The sequence below is a fragment of the Microbacterium sp. TNHR37B genome (assembly GCF_001620065.1).
Lineage (GTDB): Bacteria > Actinomycetota > Actinomycetes > Actinomycetales > Microbacteriaceae > Microbacterium.
Window position 1 is genome coordinate 141,032 of sequence record NZ_LQGV01000003.1, and the last position, 18,130, is coordinate 159,161.

Genomic DNA, 18,130 nt, shown 5'->3' on the forward strand with positions numbered 1-18,130 from the left:
AGAGTCCGTCGGCATCACCGCTCACCTCCGACCACACGCGGCCGGCGACGGGATTGCCGAATGCTCGCCGCGGTGGGAACGGCGAGGAGGAGCGTCACGACGACGATGCCCAGCTGCGCGGCCGCCACGCTCCACGCCGTGGCCCGCTCCGATGCGCTCGGCGCCCGCGGTGTCACCTCGTCGCGCACGAACCAGAGCTGTCCCTTGCCGGTCTCCCCCACCGCCTCCAGGCCGTCCCGGCGATCGAGCGCGGCTTGCGCTGCCAGCCGGGTCACCCGCGCGTCGTCGCTCTGCCCCGCATTGCCGCCGGGGGCGTCGAGGAGGATGTAGGCGATCCCGTGGTCGGCGAGCCGCGACACGACATCGCCGGCGGACCCGGTGATGAGGTCGGCGGTGACGGACGCGGTCGTCTCGTCAGCTGTCGTCGCGTGCTGCCTCGACGACTGCAGCGTCGTCTGCCCGCCGAGGGTGACGCTTCCTCCCCAGACCACCGTGCTCACGACACCGCCCTCGCGCTGCGGCGTGAGCACGAGGGTCGCCGTCCCGGGACCACCACGCCCCTCCGCGCTCACGTAGGCGGGCAGGGTGCTGTCGGGTCCGTTGTCGATCTGGGCCTGGTCGCGGGGGAAGGCCGTCATGGCCGGCACGGCGAGCACGACGAGGGCGACGAGCGGAACCGCTGCGGCCACCCCTCGCCAGGTCCGCGCCGGCAGGGCGGCCAGCGCGAGCGCCGCGGCACCCAGCAGTCCCGCCCATGCCAGACTCAGTCCGGCGCCGGGCCACACCGTCACGGGCGTCGCGCCGGCGGCGGACAATTGGACGCCCGACGCGACGAGTGCCGTCACGACGCCGAGCCCCACGCTGACGTAGCAGACCGCCACCGGCGCCATCCGCGACATGGCCGGCGCGGCCAGGGCCAGCAGCAGGATGGGGACGATCAGGAGCGCCATCCATCCGGCTGCCTCGCCGACGATCCCCGCCCATCCGGCGACGTCGTCGGTCGGGAAGCCGGCGGCGATCCCCAGGCGCCCCCACACATCGTCGCGAGGCGTGGCGAACGGTGCGGGCACCCCGGGATCGGCGAACAGTGCCCAGCCCTCACCCGCCCGGAGGCGGTGCCAGACGAGGGGTGCGGCGGCGACGGCGGAGGGGATCACGAGCCAGACCACCCGCGCGGCGCCGCGGCCACCGCGGCGGCTCAGGACGAGCACGAGGACCAGGAGCCAGAGGACGAGGATCGCCGGGGCGAGCGAGGGGGCGCAGGCCACGACCGCGGCGAGGATCAACGACGCCGACGCCGCCGCGGTCCACGATCGGTGAGCGACGGCGCCGGTCGTGAAGAGCCACGGCAGAAGGAGATGGACGAGGACCGCGGTCGGCCGACCGTGCAGGAGAGCCGCGAGGAACGTCGGCGCCAGCGCCCATCCGATCGCCACGAGGGCGCGCGGGAGAGGCTTCTCGGTGAGGCGGGTCGCCGCGAACCACCCGCCGAGCGCCGCGAGCGGCAGCGCCAGGATCCACAACGCCACGAGCGCGCGCGACGGCTCCCACGGACTCAGGGATCCCAGAGCGGCCACGACGGCCGAGAAGGGATCGGCGGGGCCCACGGTGTCCCAGCCGAGGGGACGGGGACCTGCGAGCGCGTCGGCCCACAGCGCGGCCACCGTCGTCCGCAGCGGCGCGAGCGCCCCTCCGCCCAACGCGGGCCAAGCCAACAGGGCCGGGAAGGCCGCGAGCGAGACAGCCAACGCGACGACGACGATCCATACCCCGCCATCGCCACGGAAGAACCCGAGTTCGGACCGCGCCTGACCGGCGCCACCCTCGTCGTCGAGTCGATGCCGCAGCTGTCGCCCGCCGATCCGGAGCGGGGCCAGCTGCGACCAGGAGACGCGCTGCACCCGGCGGATGCCGGCGCGGGCCCGGACGATCGAAGGGATCCGCAACGCGGCGACGATCGTCGCCCCCAGCTCCGGCGCGATGCGTCCGGGTCTCTTGGCGAGCAAGTGTGCCGCGCTTCTCAGGACGGCGAGCGGACCGAAAGTGAGCCAGTGCAGCAGCAGCAGTGGTCCGGCCGCGTACACCAGCCGGCGATGCACCTGCGCGAGACGGCTGTGATAGGCCGACCGCCGGCGTCCTGCCGCCCCGGCATCGTCGTCACGCTCCTCGGCAGCACCCACCGCGACCACGGCTGCCGGCGTGAGAGCCACCCGGCTGCCCGACAGCCGGGCGCGCACGCTCAGATCCAGCCCCTCGTCCGCTCCGCGCAAGGCCGGGTCCACCCCGTCGAGCAGACGCCACATCTCGGCGCGCACGAGAAGGCCGCGCACGTCGGCGCCCAGGACGTCCTCGCGGGCGTCGTGCTGGCCCTGGTCGTGCTCGTCGTCGGCCAGACCCACCGTGCGCCCGAACCGGGTCATCGACACCCCGAGGGAGACGATGTGGGCGCGATCCTCCCACCGCACGAGCTTGGGAGCGGCCACCGCGACCGAGGGAGCCGTCTCCAGTGCAGCCGCGAGAGCCGCCAAGGCGTCCGGCTCGGGCGCGCAGTCATGGCCGAGCAACCAGACCGCGTTCCCGTCGAGACGGTGCGAGGCCATTCGCAGGCCTTCCGCGAATGTCGTCGAGCGCCCCGCCGTGATGACCGCTTCGGCCCCGGACGTGGCAGCGACCTCTGCCGAGGCCCGGTCGTCACCACAGAGCACGATCGTGATCGCGTCGACGGGGCGCGTCTGATTCGCCACGGCGGTGAGCGTGCGGCGCAGACGGATGTCCGCAGCGACACGCCCCTCGGGGCGCACGATCAGGAGGGCGTGTACACGGGCGGGCATGACGACGTCAGCCTAGACGCGGCAGCGGCCGTACCCGGCGGCCGCAGCGGCGATTCCCGGGATGGGGAGTCGCGCCGCCGCGTCGGGGCTCAGACCGCGCGGCGCTTGAGCTTGCGGCGCTCGCGCTCGCTGAGACCACCCCAGATGCCGAAACGCTCGTCGTTCTGGAGGGCGTACTCGAGGCACTCGCCACGCACGTCGCACGAGGTGCAGATGCGCTTGGCGTCACGAGTGGATCCGCCCTTCTCGGGGAAGAAGGCCTCGGGATCGGTCTGAGCGCACAACGCATCGGACTGCCAGGCGAGAGCGCCATCCTCCTCGGCGTCGGACACCCGACGAACGCCGGGGACTCCGAGGTTGACGGGGTCGACGAACCAATTCTCGGGGACGCCGGAACGGTAAGCCGCCATATCGCTCTCCCACCTGTGTCGCCTTGCGCTGTTGCGCGTGTGGGATTAATTACACCCGTGTCATTCGATCAGGTCAAGTCGCAGATCGTAAACCCTCAATGCGGGATTGAAGCTTCTTGACACGCCCGGGCGTGTCGCACACGTCACTCCGCGCCGGGCTGCGCCACGAAGACGTCGCCGTCGCCGGACACCGTGAGAGCCCTCTCGTCCGCGCTGGCGAAGACGGCTCCGCCGGGCGTCACCTCGACCGGCACCGATTCATCGTCGGCGGAGGCCACTCGGACGGTGCCCCGCGTCACGAGGGCGATCGCGGGACCCGCGATCCCCACGCGACGCTCAGCCCCCTCGCTCACCGTCACCCGCGTCAGCGCGAAGTCGGGGACCCCGACGTCATAACGGGCCAGGCCGTCGACCAGCTCGGGCTCCAGGACGGGAGCAGCCGCAGGCCGGGTGTCGAGGATCCGGAGGAGCTCGCCCACATCGACATGCTTGGGCGTGAGCCCTCCGCGCAGCACATTGTCGCTGGCGGCCATGAGTTCGACGCCCAGTCCGTCCTGGTAGGCATGCAGGACGCCGGCGGGCGCGAACAGAGCCTGCCCGGGCCGGAGGATGACGAGGTTCATCAACAGCGCGACGACGACTCCGCCGTCACCGGGGAAGTCGTCGCAGATCCGGCGCAGCACGTCGAGTTCCTCTGCGAACTCCTCCGAGGTCGCCACGCGGACGGCGCGGACGATGTCGGCCACCGCGTCACCGGCTTCCCCCGACAGCGCCCAGGCCAGGGTCTCCCGCAGGGCCGCCGGCTCGTCGTCGCCCTGCAGCCGACGACGCAGCGCCTCCGGGCCGGGGCCGTCGCCGAGCGCGTCCAGCAGCCGGCGGGTGTCCGCCAGCGGCCGAAGCCCGACGAGAGCGCGGAAGCGGTCGCTCAGCGCCACGATGATCTCGGGTTTGTGGTTCGCGTCGCGGTAGGTGCGCTCGGGTGCGTCACGTGCGATCCCCGCCGCTTCTTCTCGCGCGAATCCCTCGGCGGCCTGCGCGCGCGAGGGATGCGCCTGGATCGACAGCGACTGGCCGGCGGCGAGCACCTTGAGCAGGAACGGCAGCGCCGGCTCGCCGCGTTCCTTCCGCAGGACATCCAGCGTGACGCCGTCGGGCGTGCGCGAGGGAGAGCCGGGATGATCGCCGTACCAGATCTCCGCCTCGGTGGCTCCGTCGGGCTCGCGGCCCTCCAGCTCGGGGATTAGGGTCGTGGAGCCCCAGGCGTATGCGCGCGGGACGTTGGAGATCGGGATCAGCACCCTCTCAGCCTAGAGTCGCCCGCGATAGCCTGAGAGCAGATGACCTCTCACACCCAGCACCCGATCACCGCCCCACCCGCCGCGCCGATCCGAGAGACGACGGGTCATCTGTTGCTGCGCGGATGGTGCATCTTCGTGCTGGCCGGGGGCCTGGCGGGGACCGGATGGCTGATGGTGCTCGGCACCGTGGGCACGGGGGTCGCCGTGTTCGGCTCGGCGTTGCTCTCCCTCGTGCTGTGGATCGTCCTCCGTCCTCCGGTGCAGTGGCGGCGTCTCCCGTGGTTCGCGGTGGGCTACGTCGTGCTCGCGACGTTGTCGTTGTCGTGGTCGCACTGGCTGGGCGCGAGCGCGCTGACCCTCGCGGTCCTGGTGAGCACCACCGTCTTGGGCTTCTTCGTCGCCGCCGTCCTCACCTGGCGCGAGATCGTCCGAGCGCTCGCATCGGCGCTCAAGTGGATCCTCGTTCTCTCGCTCGTCTTCGAACTGTGGGTCTCCCTGATCTGGCAAGGACCGATCCTGCCGCAGTTCGTGCGTCCCGACGGCGGCGTGGAGGATCCGATCGTGCTGTGGAGCCGGGACAACCTGTTCGACGGCGGCCGCATCCAGGGCCTGTTCGGAAACTCCAACGCGCTGGCCTACGTCGCCCTCCTCGGCATGGTGGTGTTCGCGATTCGCTTCGCCGCCCGAGCGCCTCGGCGCGTGCTGCTGGTGGGGTGGTTCGCGCTCGCCCTCTTCCTCTTCGTCCGCGCCGGATCGGCGACGGCGTATCTCGCCGCCGCGATGACCGCTGTCGTCCTGGTCACTGTCCTCCTCATGCGCACGACCCGCCGCCCGGGCGAGCGCACACGCTTCTACGTGCTGTACGCGGTCGTGGCGATCGGCGGACTGGCCGGCCTCTGGTATGCCCGCGACGCCATCTTCGCGATCCTCGGGCGCTCGTCCGACCTCACCGGACGCGAGTCGATCTGGGCCGCCGTTGCCGCGCGCGCCTCCGAGCGCCCCCTCTGGGGCTGGGGATTCTCTTCGCCGTGGGTGCCGACCGAGCCCGCCTTCGACCGCTGGATCGTCGACCACGGCCAGACCGTCATGCAGGCCCACAACATGTGGCTCGACGTCTTCCTCCAGCTGGGGGCCATCGGCGTCGCCGTGATGGCGCTCACCTATCTCGCCTTCATCTGGCGCTCGTGGTTCTTCGCCATCGACCGCCCCCGCTGGGATCTCGTGGCCGACCGGCCATACTCCCCGCTGACGCTCCTGCCGACCCTCGTGGCTGCGCAGCTGCTCGTCCAAGGGCTCGCGGAGTCGACCCCGTTGCTCAACTGGGGCTGGATGCTGCTCGTCCTCCTGGCGTTCAAGATCAAGCAAGCCCCGCTCGTGGGGCGCGGACCGACCGAGCAACGCCTCGTCGGCGAGCAGGGTGAGCGGCTGACGACCCCATGAAGCCGGTCTCCTCCGACGCGTTGAGCTTCTTGCGCTCCTCGGCCCTGGCCGCCGCGTTCGCGACGACCACGATCGGCGCCCTGTTCTCGACGCACCTGCTCCGGCAGCTGATGGGCGACGCCGGATACGGAGCGGTGATCTCAGGACTGTGCGTGTTGGGAGCGGCCATGCTGGTCGCTCGTCGGCGCGAGCTCCGTCCGTTCGAGATCATGCCCACGACCCTGCTGCTGCTGCTCGTGTGGCTGCTGCTGACCGTGTTCTGGTCGAGGTCGGTGAGTGCGACCCTCGGCGGCTGGCTGCAGCTGGCGGCGCCGACCTTCCTCGCCGTCGTCGTCGCACAGTTCCGCGACACGCTCCAGACCGTCCGCTCCACCGGCGACGCGCTGCGGTTCCTCCTCACCGCTTCCCTCGCGATCGAGATCCTGAGCGGGATCCTGCTGGACGTGCCCGTCCCCTTCCTCGGCATCGCCGGCAACCTCGCCGAGGGCGGTCCGATCCAGGGGCTCTTCGGCACCCGGACGATGCTCGGGCTGGTGACGATCATCGCGCTGGTGACCTTCGTCGTCGAGTGGCGCACGCGGTCCGTCGCGCCGGGCCTGTCCGCCTACTCGGTATCGCTGGCCGCGGTGCTCGCCGTCTTCACGGGCTCCCCCATCGTCCTCGGGATGGCCGTGATCGCGGGGCTCGCGATCGGGATCCTCGCCGTCGTGCGACACACGCCACCGGCCGGGCGGACGGCCCTGCAATGGGGCATCGCCGGAGCGCTCGCGATCGGCGGAATCCTCGTCTACACGTTCCGTCGACCGCTCGTGTACTGGCTGAACGCGGAGCCCGACTTCCTCACCCGGTCAAAGCTCTGGAACGAGGTCCTCGACATGTCGGCGGACCGGCCCGTCCAGGGATGGGGCTGGGTCGGCACCTGGCCCGACCACCAGCTGCCATACACGATCATCCGCTTCGCCACCGGCACCAACCACACCTCGGCGCTCAACGCGTGGATGGACATGCTGTTGCAGGCCGGCGCGGCCGGAGTGGTCCTCTTCGTCGGTGTCGCCGGGCTCGGGCTCGCCCGCGCGTGGGTGACGGCGTCGGAACGACGCTCGACCGTCTACACCTGGCCGGCGCTGGTGATCATCACGCTGCTGGCCGATTCGGTCGTCACGAGCTCCCTGCTGGGCGGGTTCGGCTGGTTCCTCCTGGTCGTCTGCGTGACCCGAGCCTCGCTCGTGCGCGGCTGGCGCAGCAGACTGGACACCGGGCCGGAATCACCGGCGTGGCGCTCGCCGCGACCGATCCAGTGACCACCCGCGTCAGCGGCGCGCTCCCGTGCGTGTGGAGATGAGGGCGCGCACGATGCCCTCCGCTCCGTCCGCGGGGGGAACGAGCACGATCTGACCGGGAAAGAGCGATGACTCCTCGCGCAGGCGTGCCTGCGTGTCCGCATCGTCGGTGACGACGAGGTCCGGGCCCAGCGCGTCGATCCCCACGCGCTGCGAGGCCTGGATCGCGCCCCGCACCAACAGCACCCGTCGTGCGCTCGTCGCGGGCAGAGACGCCGCTGCAGCAACCGACGTCGCCAGGACCACGCCGCTGCGAAGCTCGCCGAGAAGGCCTCGCACGCGGCCACGCGGGCCCCGCCCCGCTCGACCGCCGCGTGTGGAAACGAGGCGGACGCGGACACCGTGATCTGCCGCCCGTTCGCGGATCCCCCGGCCGAGATCGGGGTCGTCGGTGACGACCGTCCACACGTCGGGAGATCGAGGCGCAAACCGATCGAGGAAGGCCTTGCCCACCCGGAGGTCATGCCGAGCGCGTGCCGCCAGCACCATGACGTTCTCCCGAGCGTTGAGTCGCACCGGGCCCCGCCACCGCACCTTCCGGAACTTCCAGACACGTACGGCGCCCGGCTGGCTGGGCACCGACTGGACGGCCTGCCCGGTCACGGCTCGGCGATGACGTTCGGCGGCTTGCACCCAGGTCTCCCCCGCGCGAGCGACGACGACGGGGCGCAGCAGATCGCCGTCCTGAACGGCATCGGCGGTCGACGGCACCCGCAGCGCCCGCTCGTAGAGCCTGGTCTGCCCGAAGTAGTCGAGGGGACGGACCTTCACCGCCTGCAGTTCGCGGAGCCTCCCGTCGGCGAGCACCAGCACGCGCTCCTCGGGTTCGGTGGTGTAGCCGCGAAGGGTCACCCGACGCTGTCCGGGGCGGGGGCGCTCGGCGTAGTACCCCACCCAGTTCCATACGCGTCGTCCGGACAGGGCCAGTACGACCAGTCGCGACTCGAGCGGGAGTGCCGTGGCGTCGTAGCGCAGCACCCGGTCAGCGTCGACATGCGCCAGGCACGCGCTCACCGCGTCGCGCGCGTCGCGTCGCTGTTGTGCATCCAGTCCGGCCGCGTAGGTCTGCGGGTCGAGCTGGCGGGGCAGGAGCCACTGGCATTCGTACAGCAGGATCGACTGCAGCCATGCGGGCACCCCACCGGAGGCGGCGGCCTCTTCGAGGATCGGCAGATAGCCGTCGCGGAACCGGTCGATGTAGGCACTCGGGTCGTCCTGGTACGAATCGACCGCGGAGTCCCGGCTGGCGCGCTTGCGGTAGCCGTACCGCGCCTCCGCCACCAATCCGATCCGCGCATGAGGGCGTGAGAGGAGGAACCGGCTGACGAAGAGGGCGTCTTCGGAGGCATGGAGGCCCGACTGGAAGGTGACGCCGGTCTCGACGAGCCGGTCCCTCCGGAACAGGGCCGTGGCGACATTGAGCTGGAAGATGTCGGGCTCGTCCTCGAGCGAGACGACTCGCGACCCCTGGAAGAAGCGGAATCGCAGAGCGTGAACATCCTGGAACTGCGGATCGGGATCGAACACGCGGAAGATGTTCGCGCTGACGACATCGACGTCCTCCGCGGCGGTCCGGAGGAACTGCGCGAGCGCCGCGAAGTAGCCGGGATCGAGGAGATCGTCGGGGTCGGGGAAGGTCACCCATTGACCACGGGCATGCGAGAGACCGTGATTGCGCGCCTTGCTCACTCCGCCGTGCGGCTGGCGGAGGAGCACCGTACGATGCGCCGTGGTCTGCATCCACTCCGCCACGATCCGCGCGGTCGAATCGGGCGAAGCATCGTCGACGAAGACGAGGTCGAGATCGTAATCGCCGGGTCGTTGGCGCTCGAGCGAGCGGAGGAAGTCGCCCACGAACGCTTCGACATCGTGCAGGGGCACGATCGCGGTGATGGTCACCGGAGCGTCGGACGGCATACGTCGAGTCTACGGTTCGGCACGCACCGGCACGGCCGGCACCCTAGGTGGTCAACCGGGCGCGGACGCTAGAATCGTCCGCGGTGCCCGACCGCGGAGCGCCGTCGTCGACGGCGGCCTCTTCCGGGCCGTCGACCATCAGAAGGGGCCCCCGTGCACGCTCTCCGCCGGTTTCTGAGGCGAAGCGCGCTTCTGCACCGGTGGCGTTTCGCCCCGTACGCGACCGCATACGCCATTGCGAAGCGGATCGTCCCGGTGCGCCGCGACCGCACCGTGTTCCTCTCGGACTCCCGGGCAGGATTCTCCGGCAACTTCGGCTTCCTCGTCGACGAGCTCCGACGGCAGCGCCCCGACGCGGAGATCTTCGGACTGTTCAAGCCGAACCTCGGCGCGCGTCGGCGGCTGCGGGACACGTTGCGTCTGCCCTGGCTGATCGCGAGTGCGCAGACGGTCGTGCTGGACGACTTCTATCCCTTGATCTACCCGTTCCGGTTGCGACCGGAGACGCGGCTCCTGCAGGTGTGGCACGCGTCGGGCGCGTTCAAAAAGGTCGGGTGGAGTCGCGTCGACCTGCCCGGCGGCCCCGTGCAGGGTTCGCTCACACACCGCAACTACACCGACGCGCTGGTGGGAGCCGAGACCACACGTGCCAACTACGCCGAAGCCTTCGGCATCGATGTCGCCAAAGTCCACGCGCTCGGGATTCCCCGCACCGACGTCTTCTTCGACGCGGAGGTGATCGCACGGACGGCGACACGCATTCGGGACCGCTACGGCATCCCCGCCGACCGCCGCATCGCAGTGTTCGCTCCCACCTTCCGGGGGAACGGACAGCTCACGGCCTACTACGACCTCGAGCAGATTCCGTGGGATCAGGTGCTCGCAGAGCTCGGCGACGAGTGGGTCGTCCTGGTCAAGATGCACCCCTTCGTTCGCGACGCCGTCATCCCTCCCGGGGTGATCGATGCCTCCGACGAGCGGGAGCTCAACGACCTGCTCATGGCGTCGGACGTCCTGATCACGGACTACTCGTCGGCCATCTTCGAGTACGCGCTGCTGGACCGCCCCGTCGTCTTCTTCTGCCCGGACATCGACGACTACACCGCCTCTCGCGACTTCTACTACCCGTTCAGCGACTTCCTCATGGGACCGCTCGTCAAACGAGGCGAGGACCTGGCCGAGGCCATCCGGTCCGCTCGCACGGGCCCGGCGACGGCCGCCTTCCGCGAGCGGTTCCTCTCGGCGTGCGACGGGCACGCCAGCGAACGAGTCGTCCGGGAGATCCTGCTCCGTCCCGCCGTCACGGTGGACCGTGCCGCGCTCGCGCCCGGCGGCACCCCGGAACCCACCCGCGTCACGGGGGGGATGCGCCGTCAGCTCCTCACCGCCTGGGCGGCCCGCACGGGCCTCAACCTCGTCTACGCACCGTTGAAGCTGCTCCCGAGCCGACGCAAGGTGGTGATGATCAGCCGGGAGCATCCGACCGAGCCCGAGGACTTCGCCGACCTCCGCGCGGCGCTGGCGGCAGTGGACCCCCGTATCCGGGTCGTCTCCCTCGTGCGCATGGTGCCGCCGGGGATCGTCGGCAAAGTGCGCTACTCGATCCACATGCTCGCCCAGCTGTATCACGTCGCCACGGCCCGGGTGCTCGTCGTCGACACCTACGCCATCGTCGCCAGCGTGCTGCGCCACAAGCCCGACCTCACGGTCGTGCAGATCTGGCATGCGCTGGGCGCGTTCAAGAAGTTCGGCCTGAGCATCCTGGGACAGCAGGAGGGCCGTGATTCCCGGCTGGCTGCCGCCATGCGGATGCACCAGGGATACGACCTCGTGCTGACGAGCTCCGAGGAGTGCCGGCCCGCGTATGCGGAGGCGTTCGGGACGGACATCGCACGCGTCGCGGTGGCCCCGCTCCCCCGCGTCGACCGCCTTCGAGACCCGGCGCGCCACGCCCGGATACGCGAACGCATCTACGCACGCCATCCCCACCTTCGCGATGCGCGCATCGCCCTGTTCGCGCCGACGTTCCGGCTCGATGGCACCATGACCGTCGATGTCGCCGCTCTGTCGGAGTCGCTCTCGACTCTCGGGGTGCATACCGTCGTCAAGCTCCACCCGCTGATGCACGGCGCTTTCGGCAACGAGGTCGACACGGCGGACGGTTTCTCGACGCAGGAGATGCTGCACGTCGCCGACCTCTTCATCACCGACTACTCCTCCGCGTTGTACGAAGCGGCCGTGGTCGGCGTCCCCAGTTACTTCCTCGCCCCGGACCTCGACGAGTACCTGTCGTCGCGGAACTTCTATCTCGACTACCGCACCGATCTCCCCGGTCCCATCGTGCGCACGATCGAGGAGGTCACCTCGGCCGTCTCCGCCGGGGCGGCGACCGCGTCGGATGCCCTCGCCTTCGCCCGCCGCTGGGTGGAAGTGCCGGGGGACCCGATCCCGGAAGCCGGAGCCACCCCCTGCGCGGACGCCATCGCGCAGCGCCTGCGTGACGCCGTCGACGGCTCGCACACCCGCCGTCTACCCTGACGTTGCCTTCCGGCTACCTGCGCCCCCTACCATCGCGGCCGCGTGGTCGGCCATCGTTTCCGTCCCGCAGGAGGGACGTGCACGTGAGGCCGACTGTCCAGACGCCAGTCCTGCTTCGGGCAGATGAGTTGCCCCGAGACCCCGCGGACGTCGTCTATCTGACGAAGTACGTGAGCCGACTCGATTCGGGGATCGCCTTCACCGACACCTTCTATCTGGACGGATTGGCTCGTTCGGCACTGTCCACGCTCGTCATGGCCAACCGCGTGCCGGTCGACCTGGGCGAGCGACTTGTCACGACCTCCTCTTCTGACGCGGTGTACCGCCGTCAGAGGCCCCTCCTGCAGCTGAGCAACGGCTTGGGCTCCTTCCGCCATCACGCGCCGGGTGGTCCTCTCCCCGAGCACGAGGGGGCGCTGCGGGTCGTGGTGGTCCACGACGAGCCCGCCGCTTACGACCACTACGGGACCGACGTGTGGAATCGAGACAACGTCGTCCACCACCTCATGCCCGCCCATGACGCCTACATCTTCGTGTCGGAGAACTGCCGTGCGGCGTGGAACGCCTACCCCCACATCGCCGCCAAACCGCAGTTCTTCCTCCCCAATACGTGTGCGGAGGAACCCGACATCGCCACGCTGATGTCCTCGCGGGCCCGCGAGGACGTGTGCCGCGAGCTCGGATACCGAGACGACGAGGTGAATCTCTGCGTCGTGGCCACCGTGCAGCCGCGCAAGGCACAGCGCACCGCGATCGAGGCGATCGCACGCCTGCGATCCGAGGACCCGGACCGGCGCTATCGCCTGCGCCTGTTCGGCCGCGCGACGCAGCCCGACTACCTCGCCGAGCTCCACACGCACGCCGCACAATGGGGCGTGGCCGATGCCGTCACCTTCGCGGGGCAGCTCCCCAAAGCCGAGGTGCTGGAGCACATCTACGCGTCGGACGCACTGGTGTGTCCCTCCGAGTCGGAGGCGATGCCGCTGGTCCTCCTGGAGGCGATGCAGCTGCAGACTCCGATCCTCACCACCCCCGTCGGCGGGATCCCGGAGATGGTCGACGACGCGTCCGCTCGACTGTTCGCGCCCGGCGACGTGGCGGCCCTCTCCGACGCTCTCCGGCGAACGGTCACCGAGCCCGCCGCGACGGCAGCGCGGGTGGCCGCCGCCGCGGAGCGCTACGGGGCGGAGTTCTCTCAGGCGCGTTTCCGGGAACGGTTCGACAGCGTCCTCCAGTCCCTCGTCCGGATCGCCGCGCACGGCGCGACGGGGGTGCCCGCGTTCACCGGCGGGGATCCCGGCGCCCTCCTGGACGGGAAGGGAGGACGAGAGGCACGGATCGCCCTGGCCCTCGCCGACCCTGCCGCGTGGTCGCCGACCACGCGTTCCTCCGCCGCGGAGGGCGGCCTCGTGGCGGCACTCCGGGCGGCGGCTCCCGCCCTGCGGCTCGGATACCGTCCGATCGGCGTGGACGAATCGTCCGGAACCCTGCACCTCAGCCGGGCACCGGAGGCCCCCTCGATCCTCGCCCCCCGAGATGTCGCGGCGCTCCTCCACGGGGACGCACACGTGCAGGCCGTCGCCACCGATGTCGCGGCGCACGCGGCGCTCGAGCGGCGGACGCTCCTGCGGACGATTCGCGGCCTTCGCCGCACTGTCCGCAGGAAAGACGCCGTGTTGATCGGTGGCCGACTCCGCCGGGCACTCCGACGGGTACCGGGGCTCACCCGTGTCGCGCGGGGCTGGCGAGCCTGGCGGCGGGGTGCGCCGACGACGAGCCCGTCCACCGGCGCGGCGTCCGATGCGATCGTGTTCATCGTCAACAGTCCGACCCAGCTGGTGACGGGCCTGGCGCTCTGGGACCAGGTCTACTCCTCCCCCGACGCACCCCCGCTGACCGCCCTCGTCTACTCGACCGGAGGTGCGTCCGACTTCGGCGCACGCGTGAAGGACCTCGCCGTCCGCACGGGCCGTTTCGCGCGGGTCGTCGATGTCACCGACACCTACCGCCGGGTCTACGGCCGGGATCCGGGAACCGACGACCTCCGGCGCGCGCAGCGTGCCTTCCGGGCGCACCTCGCCCCGCTCCGAGCGACCCGGGTGTTCATTCCCGCCTTCATGTCGGCGCGCGCGCAGAAACTGCTCTACGAGACCTTCGACGGCGCGTCGGTGCATCTGTTCGAAGACGGGCTCGGATCGTACGTTCCCAAGCCCATCAAGATGGTCGACGACGGCCTGCGCGACCGGGTGCTCTCCGGCGACTGCGCCGAGGCGTTCCACATCCGCAGGATCGCGACGGTCGACCTGCTGTGGGATGCTCTCCCGGCGCCGCCGCAGTACGGCGCGGACCTTCCCGGCGTCCGCTTCCCAGAGCTGCACGTGGGACGCTTTCGACCCGACTTCTCCGCCGTCGCCGCCGCCTGGGATGCCGTGCCACGCGCGTTCTCGCCGGACACCGTCCTGGTCACGACACAGAACTTCGCCGACCACTTGCGGCACGCGGGGCTGACCCGCGACGTCGAGCGCGAACTCAACGACGCCATGATCGCGCGCCTGGTCGACTCCGGCGCGCGCGTGGTCGTCCGGCCCCATCCCCGAGCGAGCGAGGACGTATGGAGCGGACGATGGTCGAGCGACCCACGGGTGGAGATCTGGCGTGAGCATCCGGGCGTTCCGGTCGAGGCGCTGCTGACGCCTTCGGCACTCCCGGGCGCGGTCGTCGGCGTGTCGAGTTCCTGCCTGTTCACCCTGGCCGGGCGATCCGACCTCGCCGTACGACGATTCGCCGACGCCGCCTACACGACGCTCGAACGGTTCTCGACTCCGGAGTATCGGGAGATGCTGGAGCTGGCTCGCACGGCCATCGAGCCGTGGTCATCGCCGGAGTCTCCGGCCGACAGGCCGCAGCACCCGTCAGGGTTGGTCCAGGCAGCGCTGTCAGAATCGAGGCCATGACCACACCCCCCGACGCTCCCCGGACCGGAGCGACCACTGCCGTGCTCCCGGTCGTCGGCGGCGAGCCCGCCTCGACACCGAAGCCGAAGAAGAAGCGGGACAGGATCAAGGTCGCCTTCTTCAGCGTCCTTGCGGTGTTCGCCGTCGTCGTGGTCGTCGTCGGCCTCTTCGGATGGAATCTGTGGAGCTCTTTCGACAAGGCCGAGAAGATCCAGGACGCCTTCCCCACCGGCGAGCGCCCCGCGGCGGTGGCGGGGGCGCAGACGATCCTCCTCCTCGGATCGGACACGCGTGGCTCGAGCGACGAGGACGAGGTGTCCGGCCGCTCCGACACGATCATGGTGGTCAACGTCCCGGCCGACCACCAGAGCGTGTCGGTCATGTCGATCATGCGCGACAACTGGGTGGAGATCCCGGCACACGGCGAGGCCAAGATCAATGCCGCCATGGCCCTCGGCGGCGTGCCCCTCGTGGTGGAGACGGTGGAGAGGTTCATCGACGCGCGCATCGACCATGTCGCGATCGTCGACTTCGAGAGCTTCGCCGGCATGGCCGACGCCCTCGGAGGGGTCACCGTCGACAACCCGAAGGAGTTCACGGCGGTCTCGGGCGAGCACTTCGACGAGGGCAAGATCACCCTTCGCGGGGACGACGCCCTGGCCTTCGTCCGCGAGCGAAAGGCCTTCGCGACGGGCGACTACCAGCGTGCCGCCAACCAGCAGCGGTTCATGAAGGGTTTGCTCTCGGAAGTCCTGAGCGCCGACACGCTCCTCAACCCGTTCCGCATGAGCAGCCTCGTCGGAGAGGTCTCACCGTTCCTCTCCGTCGACGCGGGGGTGGACCCGGGGTACCTTCTGTCCACGCTGTGGAATGCGCGTGACATCCGCTCGAGCGACGTTCACTTCTTCACCTCGCCGACGCTGGGCACGGGATGGCGGAGCGGGCAGTCGGTCGTGCTGCCGGACTGGGATCAGATCGACGTCGTGCGAAAGGCCCTCCGGGACGGCACGCTGTCCGAGTACGAGCCGCCGAAGCTCTGACCGGACGCTCACGCCCCCGGGGTCGGGGCGCGGCGGCGCAGACCCCTAGACTTGCTCTGCCCGCTTCCCGACACCTTCCGAACACCGTGCACCCGAACTCCCCCGCTGAGACCACCCGCGCCCGTCGACCCGGCTACATCGCCGAGATCGAGGGTGTGCGCGGGCTCGCGCTCACCCTCGTCGTCCTGTTCCACCTCTTCGGGCAGGGACGCGTCTCCGGTGGCGTCGACGTCTTCCTCCTGATCTCGGGGTTCCTCCTGACCCGTTCGATGCTCAAGCGCACGGAACGCCCGGGGGAACGATTCCTCACCGCGCACTTCGGGCGTGTGCTGTTGCGGCTGGTGCCGGCGGCGCTGGTCGTCCTGATCTTCACCGCCGTGATGACCCTCCTCATCGCTCCCACGACGCGATGGGTGCAGACGGGGCGCGAGCTGATCGCATCGGCCCTGTATTACGAGAACTGGGAGCTCATCGGTTCGCAGCTCTCCTATGGCGCTGCGGGCCCGTCGACCAGCCCGCTCCAGCATTTCTGGTCGCTGTCGGTGCAGGGCCAGTTCTTTCTCGTCTGGCCGTTCCTGGTGCTCGCATTGGCAGTGCTGGCCCGTCGCCTCGGTGGCCGGCCCGCCACGTGGGTAGGGATCGTCACTGCCGTCGCAACGATCGCGTCGTTCGTCTATGCGATCGCGCTGACCGGCCTGGACCAGCCGGTGGCCTACTTCAACTCGTTCACGCGCTTCTGGGAGATCGGCGTCGGCTGTCTGCTCGCCTTCGTCGCCGGACGACTGTCACTCCCGCAGGTCGCTCGCATCGTCCTCGGGTGGACCGGGCTCGCGTTGATCGTCACCAGTGGTTTCTTCATCGACGGAGCACACCTCTTCCCCGGTGTCTGGACTCTGTGGCCCATCATCGGGGTCAGCCTCGTCATCCTCAGTTCGGGAGAGCCGACCCGCGTCGGTCCCGACCGCATGCTCGAGTGGGCGCCGCTGCGCTTCTTCGCCCGGATCTCATACCCGCTCTACCTCTGGCACTGGCCGATCCTGATCGCCTACCTCGAGTACCGCGACCAGTCGCGCGTGGGTGTCCTGGGCGCTGTCGTGGTCTTGACGATCTCGGTCACCCTGGCGTGGGCGACCCAGAAGTTCATCGCCGAGCCGGCACTCCGCCTGCGTGTGTCCTGGCGACCCCGCGCGACGCTCCTCGCTCCCGCGGCGGCGTTGCTGTCCGTCGTGCTCGTGGTGGGAGCGGGGGTGTTCACTCTCGAACGCGCCCGTGAGGCGGAGCTCGCCACGGCGGCGGCCCCCTCCTCGGACCATCCCGGCGCTCGTGCACTGACGGAGACCCCGCCGCCCACCTGGGACGCCGACACGCCCTTCCGCCCGAGCGTCGATGCCGCGTTCGACGACCTGCCCGATCTCTACGAGCGCGGTTGCGTGCAGAAATGGCGCAGCGAACCGGGCATGGACGAGGTGCTCACCTGCGAAGACGATTCCGTGAGCTCGCCTCGTCGGACGATCGTCATGTCGGGCGGATCGCACGTGCTGCACTGGTACCCCGCGCTGAAGGCGGTGGCCGAGGCGCGGGGGTGGAGCCTCGTCGTCGTCGACAAGGACGGCTGCCGCCTCACGACGCGCGCCGGCGGGAAGGATGGACTGTCGGAGTCCTGCCACTCCTGGAACGACAAGGCGATCCCCTATCTCATCGACCTGCATCCCGACGCGGTGTTCACGGTGGCGACCAAGACCCCCGAGGTGGAAGGCGACGTGGAGATCTCCTACCCGGGCCAGGTGGACGCGTGGGCGCGTCTGGCCGAGGGCGGGGTCCCGGTCATCGCCATCCGCGACACTCCACGCTTCCTCGGCGATGTGCCCGAGTGCGTCGAAGAGAACGCCGCCGATCCGGCATCGTGCGGGCGCGATCGCAGCGACGTGTTCCTCCCCACCTCGCCGGTGCGGGACGAGCCCGGCCTGTCGGACGAGGTCACTCTGCTGGACCTGACGGACGCCTTCTGCACGCAGACGCGATGCGATCCGATCGTCGGCAATGTGCTCGCCTATCGCGACCAGGACCACATGACCGCGACCTACTCGGCCACGCTGGCCACCGCGCTCGACGCCGCCCTGCGCGAAGCGGCGCCGTGGTTGGACTGACGGGCCGACCGGGACACCGCTAACGGCCGCTCGCGGTCACGTGAAGAAGCGGGTCCCCCGGACGGTGCCCTGCGGAACGGTCAGCGGACGACGCCACCCGGAGTCGATGCCGCCGCGGACGGCCTCCTATCATGGGGTGGGCTGCGCGCTTTCCGGAGGCGACGGCTGCCCCCGGCTTGAGGAACGGATCGAAGAGGCATGGATAGACGCACGGT

The 18,130-nt window shown here is 70.3% G+C and carries 10 protein-coding genes; 6 read left to right on the top strand and 4 right to left on the bottom strand.

Annotated elements, in window-relative coordinates; translation table 11 throughout:
* Nucleotides 1–14 precede the first annotated feature (14 nt).
* The 3 genes from AVP41_RS08985 to manA form a co-directional block, all read right to left on the bottom strand.
* On the bottom strand, nt 15–2,831 hold the full coding sequence (locus AVP41_RS08985) for a glycosyltransferase (protein ID WP_067163485.1): 2,817 nt from the start codon (nt 2,829–2,831) through the stop codon (nt 15–17).
* 89 nt (nt 2,832–2,920) lie between these two features.
* On the bottom strand, nt 2,921–3,241 hold the full coding sequence (locus AVP41_RS08990) for a WhiB family transcriptional regulator (RefSeq protein WP_082829128.1): 321 nt from the start codon (nt 3,239–3,241) through the stop codon (nt 2,921–2,923).
* 143 nt (nt 3,242–3,384) lie between these two features.
* Nucleotides 3,385–4,539, bottom strand: coding sequence for a mannose-6-phosphate isomerase, class I (gene manA / locus AVP41_RS08995; RefSeq protein ID WP_067163488.1), 1,155 nt, complete (start codon nt 4,537–4,539; stop codon nt 3,385–3,387).
* A 39-nt stretch (nt 4,540–4,578) separates the two neighbouring features.
* Between manA and AVP41_RS09000 the strand changes: the two genes are divergently transcribed.
* Nucleotides 4,579–5,979 (top strand): O-antigen ligase family protein, encoded by a 1,401-nt coding sequence (locus AVP41_RS09000; protein WP_067163490.1) that lies wholly within the window; start codon nt 4,579–4,581, stop codon nt 5,977–5,979.
* Entirely contained in the window at nt 5,976–7,280 is a 1,305-nt protein-coding gene (locus tag AVP41_RS09005) for an O-antigen ligase family protein (RefSeq protein ID WP_067163493.1), read from the top strand. Before AVP41_RS09000 ends, AVP41_RS09005 begins: the two co-directional genes overlap by 4 nt.
* 9 nt (nt 7,281–7,289) lie before the next feature.
* Here the strand turns inward: AVP41_RS09005 and AVP41_RS09010 are convergent, their stop codons facing one another.
* The gene (locus AVP41_RS09010) at nt 7,290–9,236 is read right to left on the bottom strand and encodes a glycosyltransferase family 2 protein (RefSeq protein ID WP_067163496.1); all 1,947 of its coding nucleotides are present in this window, start codon (nt 9,234–9,236) and stop codon (nt 7,290–7,292) included.
* A 153-nt stretch (nt 9,237–9,389) separates the two neighbouring features.
* Here AVP41_RS09010 and AVP41_RS09015 point away from each other — a divergent pair, with 153 nt between their 5' ends.
* The 4 genes from AVP41_RS09015 to AVP41_RS09030 all read left to right on the top strand — a co-directional run bounded on the left by AVP41_RS09015 (nt 9,390) and on the right by AVP41_RS09030 (nt 17,915).
* The gene (locus AVP41_RS09015; protein ID WP_067163498.1) at nt 9,390–11,774 is read left to right on the top strand and encodes a CDP-glycerol glycerophosphotransferase family protein; all 2,385 of its coding nucleotides are present in this window, start codon (nt 9,390–9,392) and stop codon (nt 11,772–11,774) included.
* Between the two features lie 170 nt (nt 11,775–11,944).
* Nucleotides 11,945–14,728, top strand: a complete 2,784-nt coding sequence (locus AVP41_RS09020) for a glycosyltransferase (protein ID WP_157532437.1) — start codon at nt 11,945–11,947, stop codon at nt 14,726–14,728.
* Entirely contained in the window at nt 14,725–15,768 is a 1,044-nt protein-coding gene (locus AVP41_RS09025; protein WP_082829129.1) for an LCP family protein, read from the top strand. Before AVP41_RS09020 ends, AVP41_RS09025 begins: the two co-directional genes overlap by 4 nt.
* 86 nt (nt 15,769–15,854) lie before the next feature.
* Nucleotides 15,855–17,915, top strand: a complete 2,061-nt coding sequence (locus AVP41_RS09030) for an acyltransferase family protein (protein ID WP_067163504.1) — start codon at nt 15,855–15,857, stop codon at nt 17,913–17,915.
* Nucleotides 17,916–18,130 lie beyond the last annotated feature (215 nt).

What these genes read in the sequence shown, in the direction of transcription:
- AVP41_RS08985 (WP_067163485.1), bottom strand. Translation starts at nt 2,831, where the DNA reads ATGCCCGCCCGTGTACACGCCCTCCTGATCGTGCGCCCCGAGGGGCGT.
- AVP41_RS08990 (WP_082829128.1), bottom strand. Translation starts at nt 3,241, where the DNA reads ATGGCGGCTTACCGTTCCGGCGTCCCCGAGAATTGGTTCGTCGACCCC.
- AVP41_RS09000 (WP_067163490.1), top strand. Translation starts at nt 4,579, where the DNA reads ATGACCTCTCACACCCAGCACCCGATCACCGCCCCACCCGCCGCGCCG.
- AVP41_RS09005 (WP_067163493.1), top strand. Translation starts at nt 5,976, where the DNA reads ATGAAGCCGGTCTCCTCCGACGCGTTGAGCTTCTTGCGCTCCTCGGCC.
- AVP41_RS09010 (WP_067163496.1), bottom strand. Translation starts at nt 9,236, where the DNA reads ATGCCGTCCGACGCTCCGGTGACCATCACCGCGATCGTGCCCCTGCAC.
- AVP41_RS09025 (WP_082829129.1), top strand. Translation starts at nt 14,725, where the DNA reads ATGACCACACCCCCCGACGCTCCCCGGACCGGAGCGACCACTGCCGTG.